Source organism: Lactococcus protaetiae, from assembly GCF_006965445.1.
Classification (GTDB): domain Bacteria; phylum Bacillota; class Bacilli; order Lactobacillales; family Streptococcaceae; genus Lactococcus; species Lactococcus protaetiae.
Genome location: NZ_CP041356.1, coordinates 320,937 through 345,163, shown reverse-complemented (window position 1 = coordinate 345,163; position 24,227 = coordinate 320,937). Strand labels below are relative to the sequence as shown.

The following is a 24,227-nucleotide window of genomic DNA, read 5'->3' as shown; positions in this document are numbered from 1 at the left end:
AGGCGAAGTGGTCTTGTCCCAGAAGCCTAAGTGCTAAAGCACTAACGCCCTAGTGCAGTCGGACGAAACTCAAGGATTGCGACTAGCCCCTTTATAGGATAGCCGTTTGCGCTTCAGCGCTTACGGATATGCTAGTTGTTACATTTAGTGGCGTAGCGAGCATTGACAGCGTAGCCGTAAGGCAGAGATAGCACGCACTTGTTTTGATAACGTTTCCTACACTAGTGTATATCCGTTACACTCATTGTACTGTTCTGACGAACTCTTACGCTAAGAGGTTTGGGAAGTAACGTTAACTTGCTGTTGCTTTTTATAACGAATTAATTCAGTTTCCTTGCTATTATGGTGTGTCATCTCATGGTAAACGAGAATCGCGGATGACTTTTCTGATTTCAGATAGAGTGCTCTCAGAAACATCTTTCATTTTCATACCATACATCATGAATAGAGCATCAAGTAAGCTAATTTGTGAAACGGTAGAAGCCACGGCTTCTGGACGATAGGAAATTTCTTCTGAAATAGATATAAGAGCAATGTCTGCGAGCTTAGCTAAAGGTGAACTGGCAAAAGAGGTGATTGCGATGACGGGAACACCACGACTTTTCAAAATTTCTAAAAGGTGGATGGTATCCCTATTTTTCCCAGTATGCGAGATGACAAAAGCGCAGTCTTTGGAAGTCAATTTAGCAGCCTGCATTTGTTGAAAATGAAAATCTTGATGATAAACACAGTGCAAAGGCATTCGTAAGAACTTGTGATAAGCAATCAGAGCCACAGCATTTGAACCCCAAGGCCGAAAAACCCACAGGTTTCTGCACGAAGTAGGATATCCATTGTTTGGTTGAGCTTGCGCTCATCTACTAAATTTAAAGTAGAATTTAATGAGGAAATGTTTCCGTTAAAGTTTTTTGTCAATATTTCCTTATAGCTGTCAGTAGGTGAAAGTTCACTAAAAAATTCGTCAGTACTGACAGAATCTGTAGCGTGAATTGCGAGCTTCAGCTCTTGAAAAGAATTGAATCCAATCTTTTTAGAAAATCTGGATATTGTGGCAGTAGATACATTAGTGTTTTTGGCAAAATCTTGAATTGAGAGTCTCGCGGCACTGTCAATATTTGCAATCAAATAGTCGGAAATTGCTTGGTCTGATTTGCTGAGATTGTCATAATAACTCTTGATGCGGCTAATCAGCGTACGCGCCATGTCAAGCCTCCTATAAGTTGAGTTCGATTAATGAACTCAAGTGAATTTGATTACATTATACCACAAAACATCTTTAACTTTTCTTGAAAATTACCAATGAAGTCAAGACTTATTCAGTGGGAGTTTTAACTCGCCACTGAATTTAAGGTGCAACCTCTAGGTGTAACAACTAAGCGACCTGTACGCAGCTAAAGCTGCAACAGTCTGCTTAACATCTTTGATATGAGGTCGCACCATTTATCCATTCGCTCTACCTCCGCTTTGCTACGTTGTCGATTTCACTAACCGACTAAAGTCGGAAGTTCAAATCGCAATCGACTAAAGTCGCAAGGTGAAGTGGTCTTGTCCAAGAAGCCTAGTCGCTAAAAGCGCCAACGCCCTATGGCAGTCGGACGAAATTCAAAGCTTGCCATTCCGACTAGGTGCTTTGCCTTTTGCTCTTGCTGCTTTAGCAGCTAGCTTCGCATGACCCTAGGACATTTGTCCGTTTGCTTAGGGGCTAAAGCCCCAAGAGCAAAAGGCATTGGCTGTAAGGCACTAAAGTGCCGATGAACATTTATCCTCTATCTCTAAGTCACTAAAGTGACAAGAATAGAGGCAACGCCAAATGGCAATCAAACGGACAGCGGAGCAACGAAGTTGCGTAGACCGTTCGTAGAACCGTGCGAAGCACGTAGCACCGTAGCCCGAAAGGGCGGAGATAGCACGCACTTGTTTTGATAAAATCTAGTCGAAGCCTACAGCAAAAGTAATTATATAAATTAGAAAATTTTTTACAAAATATATTGTTGACAAATGAAAATAAATTACGTATAATAATAACAGACTTATGAAAACGATAACATCAATGATAAGTTCATGTCGTAATTTTACTAAAACTATAGCTCATTCGTTGTAAAAAGCAGTAATGAAGTCAAGACTTATTCAGTGGGAATTTCATAAAACATTTGTCCATTTTCTCTAGTCACTGAAGCGACTGATAAAAGGGCAACTCACCACTGAATTTAGTCGGACGAAATTCAAAGATTGCCATTCCGACTAGGTGTTTCAGTACCGTAGCGAGGATGGACAGCGTAGCGCAGCGGAGATAGCATGCACTTGTTTTGATAAATTAACATTGCTTCGCAAGTTTCTTAGCACAAAAGTGTGCAAGAATCGCACAATAAGTGTAACAAGTGGATGGCCATAGCATAAAATCATTACGGATTTGTTGAGCTTAAAGATTAGAGGAGGAAAAAATGAAATTTGCAATGATTGGTCTAGGAAAAATGGGAATGAATCTTGTTAAAAATGCAGTGGACCATGATATTGAAGTTGTTGCTTATGACCTAGAACGCTCGGCTGTTGAGGAAATTCAACAATATTCAGGCAAGGTAACTGGAGCTTTTGATATAGATGATTTACTGACAAAATTGTCATCAGTAGAACAGGCTCATTCTCCATCTACTGATCCAGTAGCTTCTGTGAGTCGTGATGAACTGACAGCATCTCCTAAAATTATCTGGGTGATGGTTCCAGCTGGACATCCGACAAACTCCACGATTGAGCAACTGACAGAAAAGCTGTCAGTAGGAGACATCATCATTGATGGTGGAAATTCCAACTATAAAGATAATCTGCTACAAAATAAAATTCTGGCGGAAAAGGGCATTAGATTTTTTGATGCTGGGACATCAGGTGGCATGGAAGGTGCACGTCAAGGAGGTAACTTCATGATTGGCGGTGATGATAAAGTGGCGTGGCAGGTGATTGAGCCAATTTTCCAAGCTATCGCTCAAGAAAATGGATATCTTTATACAGGGCAGCTTGGTAGTGGTCATTATCTGAAAATGATTCATAATGGTATTGAATATGGGATGATGCAGGCCATTGCTGAAGGCTTTGAAATTCTTGAAGCATCTCCTTTTGACTACGACTACGAAGCTGTTGCTAAATTATGGAATCATGGCTCGGTCATTCGCAGTTGGCTCATGGAACTTGCTGAAGAACAGTTTGCAAAAGACCCAAAACTTGATGAAATTATTGGACGCGTTCAATCTTCTGGTGAAGGGAAATGGACCATCGAAGAAAGTTTAGATTTAAGAGTTCCAGCACCAGTTATCGCTTTATCACTCATGATGCGTAATCGCTCACTGCAAGATGATACAATGACAGGAAAAGTTGTCGCTGCATTGCGTAACGGTTTCGGTGGGCATGATGTTGAGAGAAAATAAGCACTTTTAGCTTATGCTAGTTCATCTCTAAATGAGCAGTTCAACAGTTTTAGAAAAAATCTGTCAGTATGCTGACAGAAAAAGTTTACTGACAAAACTAATACTGTTTGACTTTCAGACCTACGGATTAAAAGTCACTTCGCTGCGCTACGTTGTCGATGCTCGCAACCTTTGCGTGTTACGCAAACCATCTCTTGCGCTTACCATTTCGCCTTGCCAGCTCTGCTGGCTTAGAGCGAATGGATAGCGTAACGTAGTGACTGCGTCAAGGTTGCGAATAAGAAAAGCACAGTTTTTCTCAAGCGTCGCAAGACAGTATATCTGCAGTTCATTTTTAATTTTACCTAGTAAAATTAAAAATGAACTAGTATAAAAATGAACAAAAAGGAGAAAAAATGCAATATCTGATTGGCGTAGACTTAGGAACCACAGCCACTAAAGCAGTACTTTTTGAAAAAAGTGGAAAAATTATTGCAAGTAGTAGTCAGGCATATACGCTTTATCGTGATGCAAGTGGCATGGCAGAAGAAGCCTTAGAAGATATCTTTGAAGCTGTATTGGTCACAATTCGTGAAGTATCTATTAATCTTGAGGAGGCAGATGAGCTTTTGGCCGTTTCCTTTAGTACCCAAATGCATTCGCTCATTGCATTTGATAAAGATTGGAAACCACTTAGTCGGGTGATGACCTGGGCAGACACTAGAGCGGTTAAATACACAGAACAGCTTAAAGTGTCAAGTAAGGGATTTGAAATTTATAAACGAACAGGCACCCCTCTTCACCCTATGGCGCCTCTATCAAAATTACTATGGCTTCGTGCGGAGCGACCAGAGATTTATGAACAAGCTAGTCACTATCTAGAGCTCAAAGGATATATTTTCTACCGACTATTTGGTACCAATAAAATTGACCTTTCAACAGCTTCAGGTACAGGAATGTTCAATATTTTTGAACTTAAATGGGATGAAGAAGCACTACAAATGACAGGAGTAAATCAAAACCAACTTCCTCAAGTCGTAGAGCCCTATGAGATTGAAGAAAATATGCCTCACGAATTTGCCAAAAAAATGGGAATTCAATCCAATACAAAATTTGTTTGGGGCGCAGCAGATGGTCCTCTGTCAAATCTAGGAGTAAATGCCATTAAACCGGGTGTTGCAGCGATAACTATAGGAACATCTGGAGCTATTCGTGTTGTGACCGATCGACCACGTACAGATGAGAAAGGTCGTACCTTTACTTATGCCTTAGACAAAAATCATTGGGTTGTGGGTGGACCAGTAAATTCAGGAGGAGATGTTTTTCGTTGGGCGCGTGACCAAATTTTTGACGGTAAGCTAAGTTTTGACGAAGTGACAGAACTCGCATCAAAAATCTCTCCTGGTGCCAACGGTCTTCTTTTCCATCCCTATCTAGGAGGAGAGCGAGCGCCGCTATGGGATGCAAATGCTAGAGGGTCGTTCTTTGGTTTGAACTATGGTCATAATCGAAGTCATATGGTTCGAAGCGTTCTTGAAGGTGTGATGTTTAATCTTTACATGGTGGCTTTGAGTTTAGTAGAAGTTGTGGGAGATTTAAATATGATTCAAGCAACGGGGGGATTTACAGCTTCTCCGCTATGGACTCAAATTCTTGCAGATATTTTTGAACAGCCTATCAATGTTCCTGAAAGTCGAGAGGCAGGGTGTTTAGCTGCGGTTGTTATGGCAGAAAAGGCACTTGGTTTGATTGATAGCCTAAGCGTTGTTGATGATATGGTAGGGAGCAATCAAACTTATCAACCAAACTCAGAAACTTTTGAGATTTATCGTGAGATTACACCTATCTTTATTCGATTATCCCGTTCTCTTTCATCTGAGTATGAAAATATTTCAAATTTTCAGAGACAGTTTGAAGAAAACAAATGACATTTGTTAATACAAAAATACTCAATACTTTTAATTTCAAGAAGATAAAAAAAGTGTTGAGTAAAATTTTTAATTTAATTGTAAGCGCAAGCATGCAGTTATACCATCATTTATTTATTGAAAGGAAAAAATAAATGCTTGATTTACTTGTTCTTTTAGTTGGAGTATTGATTCTTTTATTGATGATTATCAAGTTTAAGATTAATACCTTCGTTTCACTCATTGTCGTTTCCGTCTTGGTGGGTCTCGGATTAGGAATGCCTCTGGGACAAATTCCTGTATCGATCCAAAATGGAATAGGTGGTTCGCTCGGGGAATTGGCGATTGTATTCGGATTTGGAGCAATGCTAGGACGTTTAATCGCCGATGCTGGTGGTGCCTATCGTATTTCAAAGACATTAATTAACAGTTTTGGCAAAAAAAGAATTCAATGGGCGATTATGGTTGCCAGCTTTATCATTGGTATTGCGCTCTTCTTCGAAGTTGGTATGGTTCTTCTGATTCCTATTGTATTTGCGGTTGCTTTAGAAGCATCAGTTCCACTGATTTATCTTGGTATTCCAATGGCAGCAGGTCTCTCTGTTACTCATGGATTTTTGCCACCTCACCCAGCACCAATCGCCATTGCAGGTGCGTTAGGAGCCAATCCAGGAACAGTCTTACTTTATGGAATTATTGCCGCTATTCCTACAGTCATTATCGCAGGTCCCGTTTTTACCAAGATTGCTCGCAAATGGGTTCCAGAAGCATTTGTAGTAAAAAAGAAACTATCAACTTTTGGAGAGATAAAAGAATGGAAATTGGAAGAAACGCCAGGATTTGGAATATCAATCTTAACTGCACTCATGCCAGTTATACTAATGGCAATCAGCACAATCTATTCTATTGTCACTAATCAAGGGAAGCCATTCTCAGCAGTAACCACAAGTGCTCTGAAAGCGGGCAAAGTAGTAACAACAACGACTTATCCGTCTAGTTTCATCGAAAATATCATGATGTTCATCGGTAATCCAGTTTCTGCCATGATTATTTCGCTACTCTTTGCTATGATTACGATGGGATGGATGCAACATAAGAAAAATTCCGAAATAGCTGTTTCCATTGTTGACTCTGTAAAATCAATCGCAATGCTTTTACTTGTTATTGGTGGTGGAGCCGCGCTTAAACAAATTCTGATTGATGGTGGTATCTCATCTCAAATTGCCGAAATGTTCAAAGATTCGTCACTTTCTCCGCTTCTTTTAGCATGGATTATCACAGTTATTTTACGTATCGCGCTGGGTTCGGCTACAGTTGCGGCATTAACGGCAGCAGGATTAGTACAACCAATGCTTGCTTCTGCATCGCCAAATATGGCAGCTTTGATGGTGCTTGCTATTGGGGCAGGTTCAATCGCAGCTTCACACGTGAACGATGCAGGATTTTGGATGTTCAAAGAGTACTTTGATTTAGATGTGAAACAAACACTCAAGACATGGACGGTTCTGGAGACGATTATTGCAGTTGTTGGTTTGGGAATGGTAATGTTGATGAGTATATGGATTCACTAATAAAAATAAAAAACTTAGAATTTTTCTAAGTTTTTTATTTTCCCATTCAGTTTATGTCCACGATAAAAAATGGGAGTAGGGTAGGAGTAAAAATCGAACAAAGTAAAAAAAATCGGAGAAAGGAGTGATAAAATAATTGACAAAGGGTGTGTAGTTTGATAGAATATAATAGTTGTCGCGAGAGAGGGAAGCCACTCAAGCGTTTAGACCCTTGAAAACTGAATAAAGAAGAATGACTCATGTGATGTCGTAAAGACATCAAAAATCTGTCAATCAATAATGAAAGACAAGCCAGTCACTAAGGTGACTTAAATACTTTATTTGAGAGTTTGATCCTGGCTCAGGACGAACGCTGGCGGCGTGCCTAATACATGCAAGTTGAGCGCTGAAGGTTGGTACTTGTACCAACTGGAAGAGCAGCGAACGGGTGAGTAACGCGTGGGGAATCTGCCTTTGAGCGGGGACAACATTTGGAAACGAATGCTAATACCGCATAAAAGCTTTAAACATAAGTTAAAAGTTTGAAAGATGCAAATGCATCACTCAAAGATGATCCCGCGTTGTATTAGCTAGTTGGTAGGGTAAAGGCCTACCAAGGCGATGATACATAGCCGACCTGAGAGGGTGATCGGCCACATTGGGACTGAGACACGGCCCAAACTCCTACGGGAGGCAGCAGTAGGGAATCTTCGGCAATGGGGGCAACCCTGACCGAGCAACGCCGCGTGAGTGAAGAAGGTTTTCGGATCGTAAAACTCTGTTGTTAGAGAAGAACGTGTGTGGGAGTGGAAAATCCATGCAGTGACGGTATCTAACCAGAAAGGGACGGCTAACTACGTGCCAGCAGCCGCGGTAATACGTAGGTCCGAGCGTTGTCCGGATTTATTGGGCGTAAAGCGAGCGCAGGTGGTTTATTAAGTCTGGTGTAAAAGGCAGTGGCTCAACCATTGTATGCATTGGAAACTGGTAGACTTGAGTGCAGGAGAGGAGAGTGGAATTCCATGTGTAGCGGTGAAATGCGTAGATATATGGAGGAACACCGGTGGCGAAAGCGGCTCTCTGGCCTGTAACTGACACTGAGGCTCGAAAGCGTGGGGAGCAAACAGGATTAGATACCCTGGTAGTCCACGCCGTAAACGATGAGTGCTAGATGTAGGAAGCTATAAGTTTTCTGTATCGCAGCTAACGCAATAAGCACTCCGCCTGGGGAGTACGACCGCAAGGTTGAAACTCAAAGGAATTGACGGGGCCCGCACAAGCGGTGGAGCATGTGGTTTAATTCGAAGCAACGCGAAGAACCTTACCAGGTCTTGACATCCCGATGCTATCCTTAGAGATAAGGAGTTACTTCGGTACATCGGTGACAGGTGGTGCATGGTTGTCGTCAGCTCGTGTCGTGAGATGTTGGGTTAAGTCCCGCAACGAGCGCAACCCCTATTACTAGTTGCCATCATTAAGTTGGGCACTCTAGTGAGACTGCCGGTGATAAACCGGAGGAAGGTGGGGATGACGTCAAATCATCATGCCCCTTATGACCTGGGCTACACACGTGCTACAATGGATGGTACAACGAGTCGCGAGACAGTGATGTTTAGCTAATCTCTTAAAACCATTCTCAGTTCGGATTGTAGGCTGCAACTCGCCTACATGAAGTCGGAATCGCTAGTAATCGCGGATCAGCACGCCGCGGTGAATACGTTCCCGGGCCTTGTACACACCGCCCGTCACACCACGGGAGTTGGGAGTACCCGAAGTAGGTTGCCTAACCGCAAGGAGGGCGCTTCCTAAGGTAAGACCGATGACTGGGGTGAAGTCGTAACAAGGTAGCCGTATCGGAAGGTGCGGCTGGATCACCTCCTTTCTAAGGAATATATACAAGGATGAGCATTCAACTTTATTCAGTTTTGAGGGGTCTAGAGATAGACCACGCAAGAATCAACTTCTTGATTGTGGGGCCTTAGCTCAGCTGGGAGAGCGCCTGCTTTGCACGCAGGAGGTCAGCGGTTCGATCCCGCTAGGCTCCATGAAGATACGAAAGTAAGTGTTGAGATTAGTTTCAGCCGAAGGTATCTTGTCAGAAAAGACGTTAAAATCATCTTGAACCTTGAAAACTAAATAACAATATCTAATAACGATAAATAAACCGAAAAGCTGTGAATTTTAAAGAATTTACAAACTTATACTTGAAAAAAGATGATTGAATCATCATGGCAAAGTTAATAAGGGCGCACGGTGGATGCCTTGGCACTAAGAGCCGAAGAAGGACGTGACTAACGACGATATGCGACGGGGAGCTGTAAGTACGCTTTGATCCGTTGATTTCCGAATGGGGAAACCCAGCTGCTTCTAGCAGTTATTCATGAGTGAATACATAGCTCATGTAAAGGTAACGCAGAGAACTGAAACATCTAAGTACCTGCAGGAAGAGAAAGTAAAAACGATTTCCTAAGTAGCGGCGAGCGAACAGGAAGAAGGGCAAACCAAGAAGCTTGCTTCTTGGGTTGTAGGACTGCAACGTGGACTTAAGGTCTATAGAAGAATCATCTGGGAAGATGAGCCAAAGAGAGTAAAAGCCTCGTATTCGAAATAGACCTTATACCTAGCAGTATCCTGAGTAGGGCTGGACACGCGAAATCCAGTTTGAATCCGGGAGGACCATCTCCCAACCCTAAATACTCCTTAGTGACCGATAGTGAACCAGTACCGTGAGGGAAAGGTGAAAAGAACCCCGAGAGGGGAGTGAAATAGCACCTGAAACCGTGTGCCTACAAGAAGTTCGAGCCCGTTAATGGGTGAGAGCGTGCCTTTTGTAGAATGAACCGGCGAGTTACGTTATGATGCGAGGTTAAGTTGAAGAGACGGAGCCGTAGCGAAAGCGAGTCTGAATAGGGCGCTTTAGTATCATGATGTAGACCCGAAACCTAGTGACCTATCCATGAGCAGGGTGAAGGTGTGGTAAGACGCACTGGAGGCCCGAACCAGGACACGTTGAAAAGTGTTTGGATGACTTGTGGATAGCGGAGAAATTCCAAACGAACTGGGAGATAGCTGGTTCTCTCCGAAATAGCTTTAGGGCTAGCGTCGAAATGTAAGTGTATTGGAGGTAGAGCACTGTTTGGGTGAGGGGTCCATCTCGGATTACCAATCTCAGATAAACTCCGAATGCTAATACACATGTTCGGCAGTCAGACTGCGAGTGCTAAGATCCGTAGTCGAAAGGGAAACAGCCCAGACCAACAGCTAAGGTCCCAAAATATATGTTAAGTGGAAAAGGATGTGGGGTTGCACAGACAACTAGGATGTTAGCTCAGAAGCAGCTATCATTCAAAGAGTGCGTAATAGCTCACTAGTCGAGTGACCCTGCGCCGAAAATGTACCGGGGCTAAACATATTACCGAAGCTTTGGATTGATATATTATCAATGGTAGGAGAGCGTTCTTAACCGCGAAGAAGGTATACCGTGAGGAGTGCTGGAGCGTTAAGAAGTGAGAATGCCGGTATGAGTAGCGCAAGATAAGTGAGAATCTTATCCACCGTAAGACTAAGGTTTCCAGGGGAAGGCTCGTCCGCCCTGGGTTAGTCGGGACCTAAGGCGAGGCCGAAAGGCGTAGTCGATGGACAACTGGTTGATATTCCAGTACTAGATATGATCGTGATGGAGGGACGCAGTAGGCTAAGAGATGCCAGTTAATGGATTCTGGTCTAAGCAGTGAGGTGTGAGATGTGTCAAATGCATTTCTCTTTAACATTGAGCTGTAATGGGGAAGCAACTACGGTTGCGAACTCTCTGATGTCACACTGCCAAGAAAAGCTTCTAGCGTAAAGTCATATCTACCCGTACCGCAAACCGACACAGGTAGTCGAGGCGAGTAGCCTCAGGTGATCGAGAGAACTCTCGTTAAGGAACTCGGCAAAATAGCCCCGTAACTTCGGGAGAAGGGGTGCTGGTGTAAAAGCCAGCCGCAGTGAATAGGCCCAAGCAACTGTTTATCAAAAACACAGCTCTCTGCTAAACCGCAAGGTGATGTATAGGGGGTGACGCCTGCCCGGTGCTGGAAGGTTAAGAGGAGGAGTTAGCGTAAGCGAAGCCCTGAATTGAAGCCCCAGTAAACGGCGGCCGTAACTATAACGGTCCTAAGGTAGCGAAATTCCTTGTCGGGTAAGTTCCGACCCGCACGAAAGGCGTAATGATTTGGGCACTGTCTCAACGAGAGACTCGGTGAAATTTTAGTACCTGTGAAGATGCAGGTTACCCGCGACAGGACGGAAAGACCCCATGGAGCTTTACTGTAGTTTGATATTGAGTACCTGTAAGTCATGTACAGGATAGGTAGGAGCCATTGAGATAGGGACGCTAGTTTCTATTGAGGCGTTGTTGGGATACTACCCTTGACTTATGGTTACTCTAACCCGCTGGCAATATCGGCCAGGGAGACAGTGTCTGACGGACAGTTTGACTGGGGCGGTCGCCTCCTAAAGAGTAACGGAGGCGCCCAAAGGTTCCCTCAGATTGGTTGGAAATCAATCGTAGAGTGTAAAGGTATAAGGGAGCTTGACTGCGAGAGCTACAACTCGAGCAGGTAGGAAACTAGGGCTTAGTGATCCGGTGGTACCGCATGGAAGGGCCATCGCTCAACGGATAAAAGCTACCCTGGGGATAACAGGCTTATCTCCCCAAGAGTTCACATCGACGGGGAGGTTTGGCACCTCGATGTCGGCTCGTCGCATCCTGGGGCTGTAGTCGGTCCCAAGGGTTGGGCTGTTCGCCCATTAAAGCGGCACGCGAGCTGGGTTCAGAACGTCGTGAGACAGTTCGGTCCCTATCCGTCGCGGGCGTAGGAAATTTGAGAGGATCTGTCCTTAGTACGAGAGGACCGGGATGGACCTACCGCTGGTGTACCAGTTGTTCCGCCAGGAGCACGGCTGGATAGCTATGTAGGGAAGGGATAAGCGCTGAAAGCATCTAAGTGCGAAGCCCACCTCAAGATGAGATTTCCCATTCGTAAGAATTAAGAGCCCAGAGAGATGATCTGGTTGATAGGCTGGAAGTGGAAGCCCTGTGAGGGGTGGAGCGGACCAGTACTAATCGCTCGAGGACTTTACCAAAAGAGTCAACTATAAAATGCTTAAGGTTTAGAAGTTAGAAGGATTGTTATTTAGTTTTGAATGTTCAAAGGAACATTTAAAGATTTGGTCATCATTGCGATGGAGATACACCTGTTCCCATGTCGAACACAGCAGTTAAGTCCATCTACGGCGGAAGTACTTGGGGGTTGCCCCTGGGAGATAGGCGAGTGGCCAAGTTTGGGGAGAAGGGGAGTGTTACTCCTCTTTTTTTTATTTTACGAAGTTGAGGTAAGATAAAAGCCTTCGTTTTAGAAGGCGAGTTTAGTTGAGGGGATAATCTTGGAGGGCGGAGCGTATCATAGCATAGGAAAACCCTTTGCGCAGTAACTGTTGGATAATTCTTTGTTCACGTTCGTATCCGTCGTAATTTCGTGAGTAGCGATGATTAGCTTTGGATAATTCGCTCATGAGAAGTGTCATTTCATTGTCTTCATCTGACTCTAATTCTAGGCTGTCTAATGCAATTGAACTAACAGAATAAGAGAAACCTTTAGTGGTTAAGTTTTGAATGATTTTTTGTTTAAGCTGATTCAAGGGGAGCTTATGAGCGTTTGAGCGGACTTGTTTTTCTGCAAGTTTGTACGCAACATCAATCTGTTTTTCTTCAGTGTAAAGTTCCTGGAGTGCTTGTTCTATAATGAATTTATCAACTCCTTTTAGATATAATTTCTGTTTAATCTGATAAGGGCCTGCGGTGGACATGGAAATTTTTCCTTGAATGAAATTCTCTGCATAGTTTTTATCATCGATGAGTTTATTTTCTGTCAGTACTGACAGAATTTCGGAGGCTTGTTCCTCCAATATATCATGTTCATAAAGATATTTTCTAACTTCTGCGCAAGTGCGGGGTCTGAAAGAAATGTAGTAGAGAGCAAGTGATTTTCCCCTCGCAAACTGGTCAAAATTGATGATACTTATTAATTCTTCGTCAGTGATTATTTTGCCTGTGGTTAGTATGAAATGAACAATGGTGTCATCACAAACATATATTTTATCTTCGGTACAGTTTTCTAAATCGATCCGATATAGTTTTTTGAGTTTTTTTATTTCAGTAATTTTTCCCATAGTCTTATTATATACGAAAATAACTGACAGATGTTACTGACAGAAGTTCTGTCAGTAAATATTTTTAGAGAAATGCAAGAATACAGGGTTTTTATGGTATAATCAGAGCTATGATAAATTTAAAAATTGGACAAAAAATTTCGCTTGAAATTGAGCGAATGGGAATAAATGGTGAGGGAATCGGAGTCATATCAGGACGCTTGATTTTCGTACCTTATGCCTTACCAGGTGAAGAAATTGTTGCTGAAATTACTGAAAATGCGCGGAATTTTAGCCGAGCAAAATTGGTAGAAATAAAAAAGAAATCACCAAATCGTGTAAAACCAATGGACCGCGCTTATCATGAGATGAGTCAATCGCATATCATGCACCTCTCCTATCCTATGCAGCTGGAATTTAAGCGTGATGTGCTGCGTCAGGCTTTGGAAAAATATAAACCAGCAGGGTGGGCCTCTTATGAATTGCGTCCTACTTTGGGCATGAAAGATACTTTGCATTACCGTAATAAATTGCAGTTTCAAGTGAGACGTCTTAATGACGGAACAGTAATTGCGGGACTTTACAAAGAAGGTACCCATCATTTGGTCAATCTGGAAAACTGTTTGGTACAAGATGTAAAAACGCAAGAGATTATTAACCAAATTTGCCGTTTAATTGAAAAATTTGACTTGCCTGTTTATGATGAACGTAAGATTGGTGGAATTCGGACAGTAATGGTGCGTCGTTCTCAAAAAACTGGTGAGGTGCAGATTATTTTTATCAGCTCCACACCGATTATTTTGGATGGACAAGTTTGGCCTGAATTACGGGAAGAACCATCAAAACGTCAGAAAAATAGCTTTGTCAAATTTGACAAAATGTTGTCAGCACTGACAGAACAATTTCAAGAGATTGTAACGGTTGCAGTGAATTTTCATCCGAAAAAAACGAGTGAAATTTATGGTGAACGAACACAAATTTTGTTTAATGAGAAAGAAACAATTACTGAAGGTGTTTTAGATTATGATTTTGAATTAAGTCCACGTGCTTTTTATCAGCTGAATTCTGAGCAGGCTAATGTCCTTTATGCTGAAGCAGTCAAAGCGCTAAATCCCAAAAAAGATGACCGTGTGATTGATGCTTATTGTGGTGTGGGTACGATTGGTTTTGCTGTCGCAAAAAAAGTTAAATCTGTTCATGGCATGGACATCACGCCAGAATCGATTTTTGATGCGCGTAATAATGCAAAACGTCTAGGCTTGAAGAACTGTCACTATGAGATTGGTAAAGCAGAGCGGATTATTCCAAATTGGAATAAATCTGGTCACCGTGCAACAGCGATGATCGTTGATCCGCCTCGTACTGGGCTTGATGATGCCCTGCTTGAGACAATCACGAAATTTCCACCTGAGCGTATGGTGTATGTGAGCTGTAATGTTTCAACCCTTGCCAAAGATTTGGTGGTTCTTGCCAACTACTACAAAGTAGAATATATTCAATCTGTTGACATGTTTCCTCATACTGCTCGTACGGAGGCTGTGGTAAAATTGACCAAACGTAAAGAGCCATTAAAAATTGTGAAATTTGAACATAAAGATGAAAATCCAAGGGCCTCTAGAGGAAGAAAACTAGATTATTCTACTCGAAAACGAGTGAATAAGCGTTGAATTTGCTGACAGAATTCAAAAATGCTACTGACAAAATTTCTGTCAGTACTGACGAATGAAAACGAGGAGTTGAAAACCTCGTTTTTATGATAAAATGAAGTCAAGACTTATTTAGTGGGAGTTTCGTAAAACATTTGTCCATTTTCTCTAGTCGTTATCTTCGCTGTCCGTTTGATTGCCATTGGCTGTAAGGCACCAAAGTGCCGATGAACATTTGTCCTCTATCTCTAAGTCACTAAAGTGACAAGAATAGAAACGGACAGCGGAGCAACGAAGTTGCGAAGATCGTTCGTAGAACGGCGTGCAAAGCACATAGCGTCTTAGCGAGGATGGACAGCGTAGCCCAAAGGGCGGAGATAGCAGACACTTGCTTGGTTAAACAGTGTTGAATGCGATGAATGAGGGATTGAGATAACTGGAAAGAAGAGAATATGGCAAAATTTATTGTAACAAATGAATTCTGGGAACTTTTTCCTGATGCACATTTTGGTATTGTGTTGGCAAAAGATTTTGATAATAGTGGAAAAACACCTGATAAAGTTTTGCAACTGTTAAATAAAGCAAATGAACAATCTGAAAAATTTACGCAAGAGGATATTTTTAGCGAGAACCCTGCTGTTGCAGTGTGGCGCGAGGCTTATAAAAAGTTTAAAACGAAAAAAGGGGCACGCAGTTCAATTGAGAATCTTCTAAAACGTGTAAGTAAAGGAAAAGAAGTAGGAACAATCAACCCTTTGGTTGATTTATATAATAGTATTAGCCTAACATATGGACTTCCTGCTGGTGGAGAAGATTTGGACGCGTTTGTAGGAGATATGCGCCTGACTAAAGCACATGGTGGAGAAGAGTTCGTTGGTATCGGTGAAGAAAAGTCTGAGCCTTGCCTTGAAGATGAAGTGGCTTATTTGGATGAAGCGGGCGCAGTTTGTCGGTGCTGGAACTGGCGTGATGGGAGACGTACGATGTTAACAGACGAAACAAGAAATGCTTTCCTGATTGTTGAAAGTTGTGTAGCAGAACAAGAAAATGCAGTACGTGAGGCAACTTATGCATTGTCTACACTCATTAATGAACATTTCGGACTAACGACTACTGCTGTGATTGTTGATAAAAATCATCCGAGTCTTAATCTTTAATGATGTTTAATTTCTAAAAGTTCTTTTAGAAATTACTTTGCTATACTACATTGTGAGGCGGTATTTTTGCAGTTCAGCCACTAATTTTTTAGAAATGAACCCTTGCTTCACTTTGAATCGGGGAAGTGGCTAGTGGGAACTGCAGACAAACAAACGAACAGAACATCGCACCAAGTAGTGTACCATAAAGTTGGGTCGCAACATCAATTCGTTGTTGGTCTTTACTACGGATTAATTATAGTATAAATATGTGTTATAACACATATTGTTCGGATAAAAATGTGAGAGAAATATGATTTATTTAAGAAAAGCGGTACTGACAGACTTACCAGAAATTGTCAGTATACTGACAGAGGCTAAAAGTTTCCTGAAAAAGTCAGGTTCGGATCAATGGCAAGGACAATATCCTGCGTTAGCAGATATTGAAAATGATATGGCAAAAAATCAAGCTTATGTTCTTGTTGTAAATGATAAGGTTGCAGCTTATAGTGCTGTGATTACAGGTGAGGAGCCAGCGTATACTGAAATTACGGACGGAAAGTGGTCAAATGATAGTTTAGATTATGTGACGATTCATCGCATTGCTTTTTCAGACCAATACCGAGGTCAACAATTAACAAGATTTCTTTTTTCAACGATATTTAGTTTGATGATTTCGCGAGATTATCATGATTTTCGAGTAGATACTCATGAGATGAATCAAGTCATGCAGCATGTTTTTGAGCGAGAAGGTTTTATAAGACGTGGTTTTGTGTTTATTGAAGGCAAGCGTATTGCTTATCAATTAGAATTGGATTAGAAGATGACTAAAGAGGAGATAATCGAGTTTGGCTTGTCTCTAGGCGCAACCTATCTTGACTTCCCATTTAGTCAAAATAGTGGAGCTATTGATTATGCAGTATTGCGTCATTTAAAAAATAAGAAAATTTTTGCAATTATTTATGAACGCAATGAGAATTTGATTGTTGCTCTTAAGCAAAATCCAGAAATTTCCCAAGAACTCCGAGAATTTTTTGTGGATGTAACGCCTGCCTTCCATATGAATAAAACACATTGGAATGATATTCGATTGGGCGGAGATGTTCCAGATGATATCCTCCAAAAAATGATTGAAAATAGTTATGATTTAATAAAACCTAAGAGAAAGGTAAAATAAAAAAATGAATTATGAACAACAATTTCTTAAAGACTTTTCAGAATGGATTGAACAGCAAGTACAAATTTCAGATTTAGCGATGAAGGCAGCTGCAAAAATTGCAAAAGAAGACCACAAACCAGAAGCGGAAGATGCAGTCATTCGCTACGAAAGTCGTCTGGATGCTTATCAGTTCCTACAAGGAAAATTTGAAAATTATAAAAATGGTAAAGGTTTTCATGATATGCCAGATTTTGACACAAAGACCTATTAGAAAGAATTAAAAATGAAATTAGAATTTATGACTGGTAATCAAGTGCGGGTAAGAGCTCTCGCTTAGATTACCGCAAAGTCTTATTTCTTTGCGGATATATAGCCAGTCCACTCTAAAATCCTCCCATCTTACTTAAATTTTCCGACAACCTTTCGTTGTCGTCCTTGGCTTACGCTAAGTAAACTGGTGTCCTTCCGCCTCAGTTTGTCAAAAAATTTCTAAGCAATCTTAGGGTGATTTTAGAGTGGGCTAACTATAAGAAAGGAATAAGAAAAATGTTAAAACCTTATGAATATAATAGAATAAAATCACTTACTTTTGACTTGGTTAATATTTACCACTCAGTCAATGATAAATCTACAGTTGATGCTGTTTACGCGCAAGTTGCTAGTGAAATTTTGGCACTGACAGACTTACCAGAAATCGAAAAATTTCTGTCAGTAATTGAGAGCCCAAAACTTTCACGAGAACAAGCTGAAAAATTACTTCTTGATTTAAAACCATTGATAGAACCTTTTCCATTGATGACTGAAAATCAAATGAGAAAAATCTTTAAAAAAGTTAAGAAACTTAAAATCCCTGCAACAACACTTTGGGATATGCGCGAGGTAACTTATTTCGCTTGGAATGAGGTATCAAGCGGTCGCAAGTATATTCTGACAGCTGATGGCCACGGTTTTTATGGTACAATGTCGGGAAGTATGAAAAACATTTGCGCAATTTGCAAAAAAACAAGTATAGTGACTCAGTTTTTGGCTGTAACGAAAACGGGAGCTGATGGAACTTACACAAAAAATGGAACTTATATTTGTCTGGACTCGGATAAATGTAACCAGCAAGTTCAATCAATACAAGGTCTGCAACAATTTTTAGAAATAATTAGAGAAAAATAATGGATAAAAAAGATTTTGATGAATATTTTACTGACAAAAGTCTGTCAGTAAGTCAGTTAGAAAGATTACAATTGACAAGAACTCTGGTTAATGAGATGTATCCAGAAGTACAAGAACGTGTGGCTTACAATATGCCCGGCTTTTATCCAAAGCTTGCAACAAAGTCAAATCAACAACTTTTCCTTGTTCAAGCGCAGAAAAATTGGCTTGGAATTTATGGTACAGATGGACTAGAGCCAGAAGATTTTGCGACATTTATTCGCCAAGGCGTTGAAGTTGGAAAAGGTTCTCTCCGAGTACCTTATGATTTGAATGAAGAGAAATTCAAATCACTTTTACAGTTTGTCATGAAGCACAATTTCATTCGACATGGGATTGAGCTAATGCATGATAAAGGAAAATTTTCAGGTAATGATAAACCGCAAAAAACCTTGTAAAAATCAAAAAAATCTGATAAAATGAAAACAACTTGATGAGGAGTAACAAAGCGAGATTTAAAGAGAGGTAGTGGATGCTGAAAACTATCAATCAGACTTTGTGAAGGTTGCATCATTTCAGATTAATAAAATAACAATGAGCATCTGTCAGCATACTGACAGAAATTTAGGTGATACCGCGCGTGCCTTTTTATCAGTCGCTTTAGCGACTAGAGAAAACGGACAAATGTTTAAGCGCAACATCTTTAAAACTCAGAAGTTAAAACAATAAAGAGTGCATACGATAACGTATGAATTTAGGTGGTACCGCGCGTGAGCGTCCTATTTTGTGGGAGGTTTGCGTGCGTTTTTTTGTCGGAAAGTGAGTAAAATATGAAAATCTCATTAAGAACAATGACAAAAGAAGATTTACCAATTTTTTATTCATGGCAACTTGATGAAAGCTCTCGCTTTCAAGCCGCTTTTATGCCAGAAGAAAAGCCAGAAAGTTTTGATGAATTTTCTAAAAAGTGGGAACAACGCTTTGACGATTCAACGATTAATGCTTACGTGATTACATTGGACGAAAAAAGTGTTGGAATGGTTGGGAAATATGAGCAAGATGAACTTCCAGAAATAACTTATTGGATAGATAGAGCATTTGCTGACCAAGGGATAACGACAGAAGCTGTCAGGTTGCTGATAGAAAAAATAAAAATACGTCCAATTTTTGCCTCAGTTGCTTTTGACAACATTGCCTCCAAGCGTGTTTTAGAAAAAAACGGATTTGTCAGTACTGACAGCCTGATGAGTTATGCGTCCGCAAGGCAAAACGAGATTACAGAGTGCATTTATAAATTGGAAAAGTAAAGGGGAGATGACCGTGAAAATTACAATTTTCGGAGATTCCATCACAAATGGCTATATGGCAGAAAATCCACTGATTTTGAAGGACTTGATTGAAGAAAAAATGCCACAAATCGAGGTCAAACTCCACGGTATCAACGGCGACGACACCTACGGTGCACAGTTTCGGATTAAGTACGTGAAAGCTGAAAATGCCGACTTGAACTTTGTTTTCTTCGGTGCCAACGATGCTTCACCCTATCATCTCATCCGACCTGACGAGTATAGCCAAAATCTGACCAAAATCATTGACGAGCTGGGTGCGGACAAGACCGTCCTCATCACGCCGCCCTACTACAATGAGCTTGAGCCTACGCATTATAGCAAGCTTTCCGAGGTTCAACTTTTCAGAGCTGCCGTTCTTGACCTTGCGCAAGAAAAACAACTTCCTGTGATTGATATTTTTCAGGCAATGGCTGATTTTCCAGAGCCGAATTCGTTATTAAGACCTGATGGCTTGCATTTTACGGAGGCTGGTTATGAGATTTTGGTAGGGGAGATTTTGAAATTTATTAAGGAGAGGCATTAAATGCTATATCAGATAGAAAAAGATAAAATAAGTGGTAGAATCAGAAAGCAAGAATTTAAACTTGAAAAAGATTTACAAAGATTTTTTGAAAAAAATACGTCCTATATTCTTCCCAACTGTGATTTCATTGCTTCGGAATTAACGGTTGCTGGTTTTAGATTTGATAGTTTATTATTTGATAATGAAAATAATGCTTTTTTAATTGTTGAATATAAGAGAAAAGAAAATGACGGTGTTGTTGATCAAGGTTATGCTTATCTAAATATCGCAGAATCTCATAAAGAATCATTAGTTTTAGCGTATAACAATATCAAAAAGTCTTTTAGAGAACCGAAAGAATTTGATTGGAGTCAGACCAGAGTGTTATTTGTAGCTCCAGCATTTAATAAGCATCAGAGGGAAGCGATGAATAATAAAAAACTTCCGTTCGATTTGATGACAGTGAACAGATATGAGGGAAATATCATTGATATTGATTATGTGAATAAGACTTATGAATCAGCAATAAAATTTCCATCTGTTTCGCGGCAGATTACAGTGAAAACAGAGGAGGATTTTATGAAAAAAGTTGATGATTCTGTAAAAGAGCTTTATTTCAGGTTGAGAGATGAAATAACATCTTGGGATATGGATATAAAAGTTGCTCCTACAAAAGTTTATATTGCCTTCAAATTAATTTCAAATTTTATGGATGTAGAATTTACTACGAGAAATATGAGAGTTACACTTAATTTGAAGAAAGGTACGCTTAAGGATGGAAACCGCGTAGCAAGAGATATGTCTGAAACAGGGCATAGAGGAAATGGAGATTATGAAATTAGGCTTGATGAATCAACAGATTATAACTATTTCTTAAGTTTAGTTAAACAAGCCTATGATTTCCAAAAGAATAATAATTAATGAAAGAGATACATAACATGACAACACAACTAACTCCAAAATTCAACCCACGAGAAACTGAAAAAAGGAGCTTTGAAAATGAATGAAATTAAAATGAAACAGCTGATTGATGATTGGGCTTTCTACGCTGACAGCAAGCAGCACGAAAAACAAGTCGCACTCTTTACTGACAGCTTTGAAAATGTGACAATCATGCCTGATGGTACGCGTCAAATTTTTGACAGCAAGGCTGAACTCCTTGACGGCATCAAATCCGCCCTGTCAAATTTCACAAAGACCTTTCATTTTAATGGTCAGGTAAAATTTGGCGACAATCATGCGACGAGCTATTGCATCGCTCACCATTTGAAACCTGATGGAAGCTTACTTGTCATGTATATTTGCTATGAAGATGATTTTGTGGAAGAAAATGGTGTCGTCAAATTTAGTCGGCGAGAGTTGAACATCGAAATAATTGAGGAGAGATAACATGACAACAGAACTACCAACAAAATTCAACCCAAAAGAAGTAGAAGAAGGTCGCTATGAAAAATGGTTGGCACAAGGCGTTTTTAAGCCGAGTGGCGATAAAAAAGCGCACCCTTACAGCATTGTGATTCCGCCGCCAAATGTGACGGGTAAGCTCCACTTAGGGCACGCTTGGGATACAACGCTACAAGATATTATCATTCGTCAAAAGCGGATGCAGGGCTTTGACACGCTGTGGCTGCCAGGGATGGATCACGCAGGAATTGCCACGCAGGCGAAAGTGGCCGCACGTTTGGCTGAAGACGGAATTTTGCCGCAAGACCTTGGACGTGAGAAGTTCCTTGAAAAAGCGTGGGAGTGGAAAGATGAGTATGCCGAGACCATCCATCAACAATGGGCGAAAATGGGTATTTCGGTCGATTATGACCGTGAGCGTTTCACTCTTGATGAAGGGCTGAACAAGGCGGTGCGCAAGGTTTTTGTTGAGCTTTACAAAAAAGGCTGGATTTATCAGGGCGAGAAAATCATCAACTGGGATCCGAAAGCTCAGACGGCGCTGTCAGATATCGAGGTCATTCACAAGGATGTGGAGGGCGCCTTTTATCATGTGAATTATGCCTCTGCGGACGGTTCTATCGTGCTGGAGGTCGCAACGACACGGCCTGAGACTTTCTTTGGCGACACAGCGGTGGCGGTCAATCCTGCGGATGAGCGTTACAACAAATACATCGGGAAAACCGTGATTTTGCCGATTATCAATAAGGAAATCCCGATCATTGGCGACGAGCACGCAGATATGGAAAAGGGCACAGGTGTCGTGAAAATCACGCCTGCGCATGATCCGAATGACTTTTTGGTTGGGCAGCGGCATGATTTGCCACAGGTGAATGTCATGAATGCCGATGGCACGATGAATGAACTCTGTGGACCTGACTATGACGGGCTTGACCGTTTTGAAGCACGCAAAAAAGTGGTGGCAGAGTTTGAAAAGCTGGGGGTTTTGGTTAAAATCGAGCCGATTCATCACGAAGTAGGGCATTCTGAGCGGACGGGTGTGATTGTGGAGCCACGTTTGTCTAAACAGTGGTTTGTAAAAATGGACGGGCTGGCTAAAAATGCCATCGCGCATCAACGCAAAGAAGACGGTACAGATGATGTCGTAACTTTCTATCCGCCACGATTTGGCGATGCTTATTTGCAATGGATGGAAAATGTCCATGACTGGGTCATCAGTCGTCAGCTCTGGTGGGGTCATCAGATTCCAGCGTGGTACAAGGACGGTGAGGTTTATGTTGGTGAGGAAGCACCAGAGGGCGACGGCTGGGTACAGGAAGAAGATGTGCTGGACACTTGGTTTAGCTCGGCTTTGTGGCCTTTTAGCACGATGGGCTGGCCTGATGAAAATGCGGAAGACTTCAAACGTTACTATCCAACCAGCACACTCGTGACAGGCTATGACATCATTCCTTTCTGGGTGTCACGCATGATTTTCCAAGGGCTTGAGTTTACAGGTCAATCGCCATTTGAGCGTGCGCTGATTCACGGCCTCATCCGTGATGAGCAAGGGCGCAAGATGTCGAAATCGCTCGGCAATGGGATTGATCCGATGGATGTCATCGAGCAGTATGGCACGGACGCGCTCCGCTGGTTCCTGTCAAATGGCTCTGCGCCTGGTCAGGACGTGCGTTTCAGCTATGATAAGATGGATGCTGCTTGGAATTTCATTAACAAGATTTGGAATGTCAGCCGTTATATTCTGATGAATGCAGAGTCTATCAGTGCTGACAAGGTTTCGTCAGTACTGACAGAACTGTCAGCTGGAAAAGTTGGCAACGTGACTGACCGCTGGATTTTGACACGGCTCAATGACACGGTTGCGCGCGTGACTGAGCAGATGGACAAGTTTGAGTTCGGAGTTGCGGGTCACATTCTCTACAATTTCATTTGGGACGAGTTCGCCAACTGGTATTTGGAGCTGACAAAAGAAGTCATGTTCGGTGATGATGAGGCAGAAAAAGATGTAACGAGAAGCGTTCTCTTGCACGTTTTGGACAATGTGCTGCGTTTGTTGCACCCGATTATGCCTTTCTTCACGGAAGAAATTTTTGAAAAATTGCCAAATACGTCAGGCTCCATCGTGGTGGCAGACTATCCGACAGTTCGCCCAGAATTTGACGATGAAAAGGCATCTGACGGAGTCGCACTGCTGATTGAGCTGATTACCGCGGTGCGAAATATTCGCGCGGAAGTCAATACGCCATTGTCAAAGAAAGTACCAATTTTTGTCAAATCTGACAATGCAGACTTCCTGAACTCTGTCAAACTTTATATTGTGCGCTTCGCCAATCCGTCAGAACTGACAATTTCAGCGGAACTGACAGCGCCCGAACAAGCCATGTCAGCGGTCATCACAGGCGCAGAAATTTACCTGCCACTTGCAGGACTCATCAACATTGACGAAGAAATCGCGCGCTTGAACAAAGAACTTGCCAAATGGCAAAAAGAGCTTGACCTTGTCAACCGCAAGCTGTCAAATGAGAAATTTGTCGCCAATGCCAAGGTTGAGGTCGTGCAGAAAGAAAAGGAAAAATTACAGGATTACCTTGATAAGTTCAATGCCACTCAGGCACGAATTGAAGAACTGAAAAAATAAGGCGGATTGCCTTTTGCTCTTGGCGCTTTAGCGCCTAAGTAAATGGACAGCGTAGCAAAGAAGTTGCGAAGATAGCGACTAGCTTCGCATGACCATAGGACATTTGTCCTCTATCTCTAAGTCACTAAGAATAGAGGCAAGCCAAATGGCAATCAAACGGACACCGAAGCGAAGCGTAGGTATCAGGAGAAATTTAATACGGTTGC

The 24,227-nt window shown here is 41.6% G+C and carries 16 protein-coding genes, 1 tRNA gene, 3 rRNA genes, 1 pseudogene and 1 other annotated feature; of the genes and pseudogenes, 19 read left to right on the top strand and 2 right to left on the bottom strand.

Features of this window, described 5'->3' with window-relative positions; all coding sequences use genetic code 11:
* Positions 1-355: 355 nt before the first annotated feature.
* Positions 356-1,203 (bottom strand): annotated as a pseudogene (locus tag FLP15_RS01640) (MurR/RpiR family transcriptional regulator).
* A 1,238-nt stretch (positions 1,204-2,441) separates the two neighbouring features.
* On the opposite strand from FLP15_RS01640, the gene gnd reads away from it, so the two are divergent.
* The 7 genes from gnd (at position 2,442) to rrf (ending at position 12,177) form a co-directional block, all read left to right on the top strand.
* Entirely contained in the window at positions 2,442-3,416 is a 975-nt protein-coding gene (gene gnd, locus FLP15_RS01635) for a phosphogluconate dehydrogenase (NAD(+)-dependent, decarboxylating) (RefSeq protein WP_142765750.1), read from the top strand.
* Positions 3,417-3,811: 395 nt separating this feature from the next.
* Positions 3,812-5,323 (top strand): gluconokinase, encoded by a 1,512-nt coding sequence (gntK, locus tag FLP15_RS01630; protein WP_142765749.1) that lies wholly within the window; start codon positions 3,812-3,814, stop codon positions 5,321-5,323.
* A 134-nt stretch (positions 5,324-5,457) separates the two neighbouring features.
* Positions 5,458-6,873, top strand: coding sequence for a gluconate:H+ symporter (locus FLP15_RS01625; protein WP_142765748.1), 1,416 nt, complete (start codon positions 5,458-5,460; stop codon positions 6,871-6,873).
* 317 nt (positions 6,874-7,190) lie between these two features.
* Positions 7,191-8,734: ribosomal RNA gene (locus tag FLP15_RS01620) — 16S ribosomal RNA — on the top strand.
* Between the two features lie 90 nt (positions 8,735-8,824).
* A tRNA-Ala gene (locus FLP15_RS01615) sits at positions 8,825-8,897 on the top strand.
* A 185-nt stretch (positions 8,898-9,082) separates the two neighbouring features.
* Positions 9,083-11,979, top strand: a 23S ribosomal RNA gene (locus FLP15_RS01610).
* An 83-nt stretch (positions 11,980-12,062) separates the two neighbouring features.
* Positions 12,063-12,177 (top strand): 5S ribosomal RNA (rrf, locus tag FLP15_RS01605).
* The 16S, 23S and 5S rRNA genes sit together here with 1 tRNA gene alongside, the layout of an rRNA operon.
* Positions 12,178-12,261: 84 nt before the next feature.
* On the opposite strand, the gene recX is transcribed toward rrf, so the two are convergent.
* A complete protein-coding gene (recX, locus tag FLP15_RS01600) occupies positions 12,262-13,065 on the bottom strand; it encodes a recombination regulator RecX (RefSeq protein ID WP_142765747.1) in 804 nt (267 codons plus the stop codon).
* Positions 13,066-13,175: 110 nt separating this feature from the next.
* Here recX and rlmD point away from each other — a divergent pair, with 110 nt between their 5' ends.
* The 12 genes from rlmD (at position 13,176) to FLP15_RS01535 (ending at position 24,021) form a co-directional block, all read left to right on the top strand.
* Complete coding sequence (rlmD, locus tag FLP15_RS01595; protein ID WP_142765746.1) at positions 13,176-14,711, top strand: 23S rRNA (uracil(1939)-C(5))-methyltransferase RlmD; 1,536 nt, start codon at positions 13,176-13,178, stop codon at positions 14,709-14,711.
* A gap of 431 nt (positions 14,712-15,142) precedes the next feature.
* Positions 15,143-15,847: a B3/B4 domain-containing protein gene (locus FLP15_RS01590; RefSeq protein WP_142765745.1), complete on the top strand. Its 705-nt coding sequence runs from the start codon at positions 15,143-15,145 to the stop codon at positions 15,845-15,847.
* A gap of 292 nt (positions 15,848-16,139) precedes the next feature.
* The gene (locus tag FLP15_RS01585) at positions 16,140-16,646 is read left to right on the top strand and encodes a GNAT family N-acetyltransferase (protein WP_142765744.1); all 507 of its coding nucleotides are present in this window, start codon (positions 16,140-16,142) and stop codon (positions 16,644-16,646) included.
* A 3-nt stretch (positions 16,647-16,649) separates the two neighbouring features.
* Entirely contained in the window at positions 16,650-17,003 is a 354-nt protein-coding gene (locus FLP15_RS01580) for an MmcQ/YjbR family DNA-binding protein (RefSeq protein ID WP_142765743.1), read from the top strand.
* Positions 17,004-17,007: 4 nt separating this feature from the next.
* Positions 17,008-17,256 (top strand): DUF1912 family protein, encoded by a 249-nt coding sequence (locus tag FLP15_RS01575; RefSeq protein ID WP_142765742.1) that lies wholly within the window; start codon positions 17,008-17,010, stop codon positions 17,254-17,256.
* A 275-nt stretch (positions 17,257-17,531) separates the two neighbouring features.
* Positions 17,532-18,149 carry a FusB/FusC family EF-G-binding protein gene (locus tag FLP15_RS01570; RefSeq protein WP_142765741.1) on the top strand — a complete coding sequence of 206 codons (618 nt, stop codon included), beginning with the start codon at positions 17,532-17,534 and terminating at the stop codon, positions 18,147-18,149.
* Positions 18,149-18,586, top strand: coding sequence for a DUF1801 domain-containing protein (locus tag FLP15_RS01565; protein WP_223804679.1), 438 nt, complete (start codon positions 18,149-18,151; stop codon positions 18,584-18,586). Before FLP15_RS01570 ends, FLP15_RS01565 begins: the two co-directional genes overlap by 1 nt.
* A 26-nt stretch (positions 18,587-18,612) precedes the next feature.
* Positions 18,613-18,913 (top strand) — a binding site (T-box leader).
* Between the two features lie 45 nt (positions 18,914-18,958).
* Positions 18,959-19,435, top strand: a complete 477-nt coding sequence (locus FLP15_RS01555; protein WP_142765738.1) for a GNAT family N-acetyltransferase — start codon at positions 18,959-18,961, stop codon at positions 19,433-19,435.
* Between the two features lie 13 nt (positions 19,436-19,448).
* The gene (locus tag FLP15_RS01550; RefSeq protein WP_223804678.1) at positions 19,449-20,000 is read left to right on the top strand and encodes a GDSL-type esterase/lipase family protein; all 552 of its coding nucleotides are present in this window, start codon (positions 19,449-19,451) and stop codon (positions 19,998-20,000) included.
* A complete protein-coding gene (locus FLP15_RS01545; protein WP_142765736.1) occupies positions 20,001-20,900 on the top strand; it encodes a DUF5655 domain-containing protein in 900 nt (299 codons plus the stop codon).
* Between the two features lie 78 nt (positions 20,901-20,978).
* Positions 20,979-21,368, top strand: a complete 390-nt coding sequence (locus FLP15_RS01540; protein ID WP_142765735.1) for a nuclear transport factor 2 family protein — start codon at positions 20,979-20,981, stop codon at positions 21,366-21,368.
* A 1-nt stretch (position 21,369) separates the two neighbouring features.
* Positions 21,370-24,021 (top strand): valine--tRNA ligase, encoded by a 2,652-nt coding sequence (locus tag FLP15_RS01535; RefSeq protein ID WP_142765734.1) that lies wholly within the window; start codon positions 21,370-21,372, stop codon positions 24,019-24,021.
* The last annotated feature ends 206 nt before the right edge of the window (positions 24,022-24,227 follow it).

Excerpts from the sequence above, each read along its gene's own strand:
- rlmD (WP_142765746.1), top strand. The coding sequence starts at position 13,176 with ATGATAAATTTAAAAATTGGACAAAAAATTTCGCTTGAAATTGAGCGA.
- recX (WP_142765747.1), bottom strand. The coding sequence starts at position 13,065 with ATGGGAAAAATTACTGAAATAAAAAAACTCAAAAAACTATATCGGATC.
- FLP15_RS01535 (WP_142765734.1), top strand. The coding sequence starts at position 21,370 with ATGACAACAGAACTACCAACAAAATTCAACCCAAAAGAAGTAGAAGAA.
- FLP15_RS01565 (WP_223804679.1), top strand. The coding sequence starts at position 18,149 with ATGGATAAAAAAGATTTTGATGAATATTTTACTGACAAAAGTCTGTCA.
- FLP15_RS01625 (WP_142765748.1), top strand. The coding sequence starts at position 5,458 with ATGCTTGATTTACTTGTTCTTTTAGTTGGAGTATTGATTCTTTTATTG.
- gnd (WP_142765750.1), top strand. The coding sequence starts at position 2,442 with ATGAAATTTGCAATGATTGGTCTAGGAAAAATGGGAATGAATCTTGTT.
- FLP15_RS01570 (WP_142765741.1), top strand. The coding sequence starts at position 17,532 with ATGTTAAAACCTTATGAATATAATAGAATAAAATCACTTACTTTTGAC.
- FLP15_RS01555 (WP_142765738.1), top strand. The coding sequence starts at position 18,959 with ATGAAAATCTCATTAAGAACAATGACAAAAGAAGATTTACCAATTTTT.
- FLP15_RS01580 (WP_142765743.1), top strand. The coding sequence starts at position 16,650 with ATGACTAAAGAGGAGATAATCGAGTTTGGCTTGTCTCTAGGCGCAACC.
- gntK (WP_142765749.1), top strand. The coding sequence starts at position 3,812 with ATGCAATATCTGATTGGCGTAGACTTAGGAACCACAGCCACTAAAGCA.
- FLP15_RS01590 (WP_142765745.1), top strand. The coding sequence starts at position 15,143 with ATGGCAAAATTTATTGTAACAAATGAATTCTGGGAACTTTTTCCTGAT.
- FLP15_RS01575 (WP_142765742.1), top strand. The coding sequence starts at position 17,008 with ATGAATTATGAACAACAATTTCTTAAAGACTTTTCAGAATGGATTGAA.
- FLP15_RS01585 (WP_142765744.1), top strand. The coding sequence starts at position 16,140 with ATGATTTATTTAAGAAAAGCGGTACTGACAGACTTACCAGAAATTGTC.
- FLP15_RS01540 (WP_142765735.1), top strand. The coding sequence starts at position 20,979 with ATGAATGAAATTAAAATGAAACAGCTGATTGATGATTGGGCTTTCTAC.
- FLP15_RS01545 (WP_142765736.1), top strand. The coding sequence starts at position 20,001 with ATGCTATATCAGATAGAAAAAGATAAAATAAGTGGTAGAATCAGAAAG.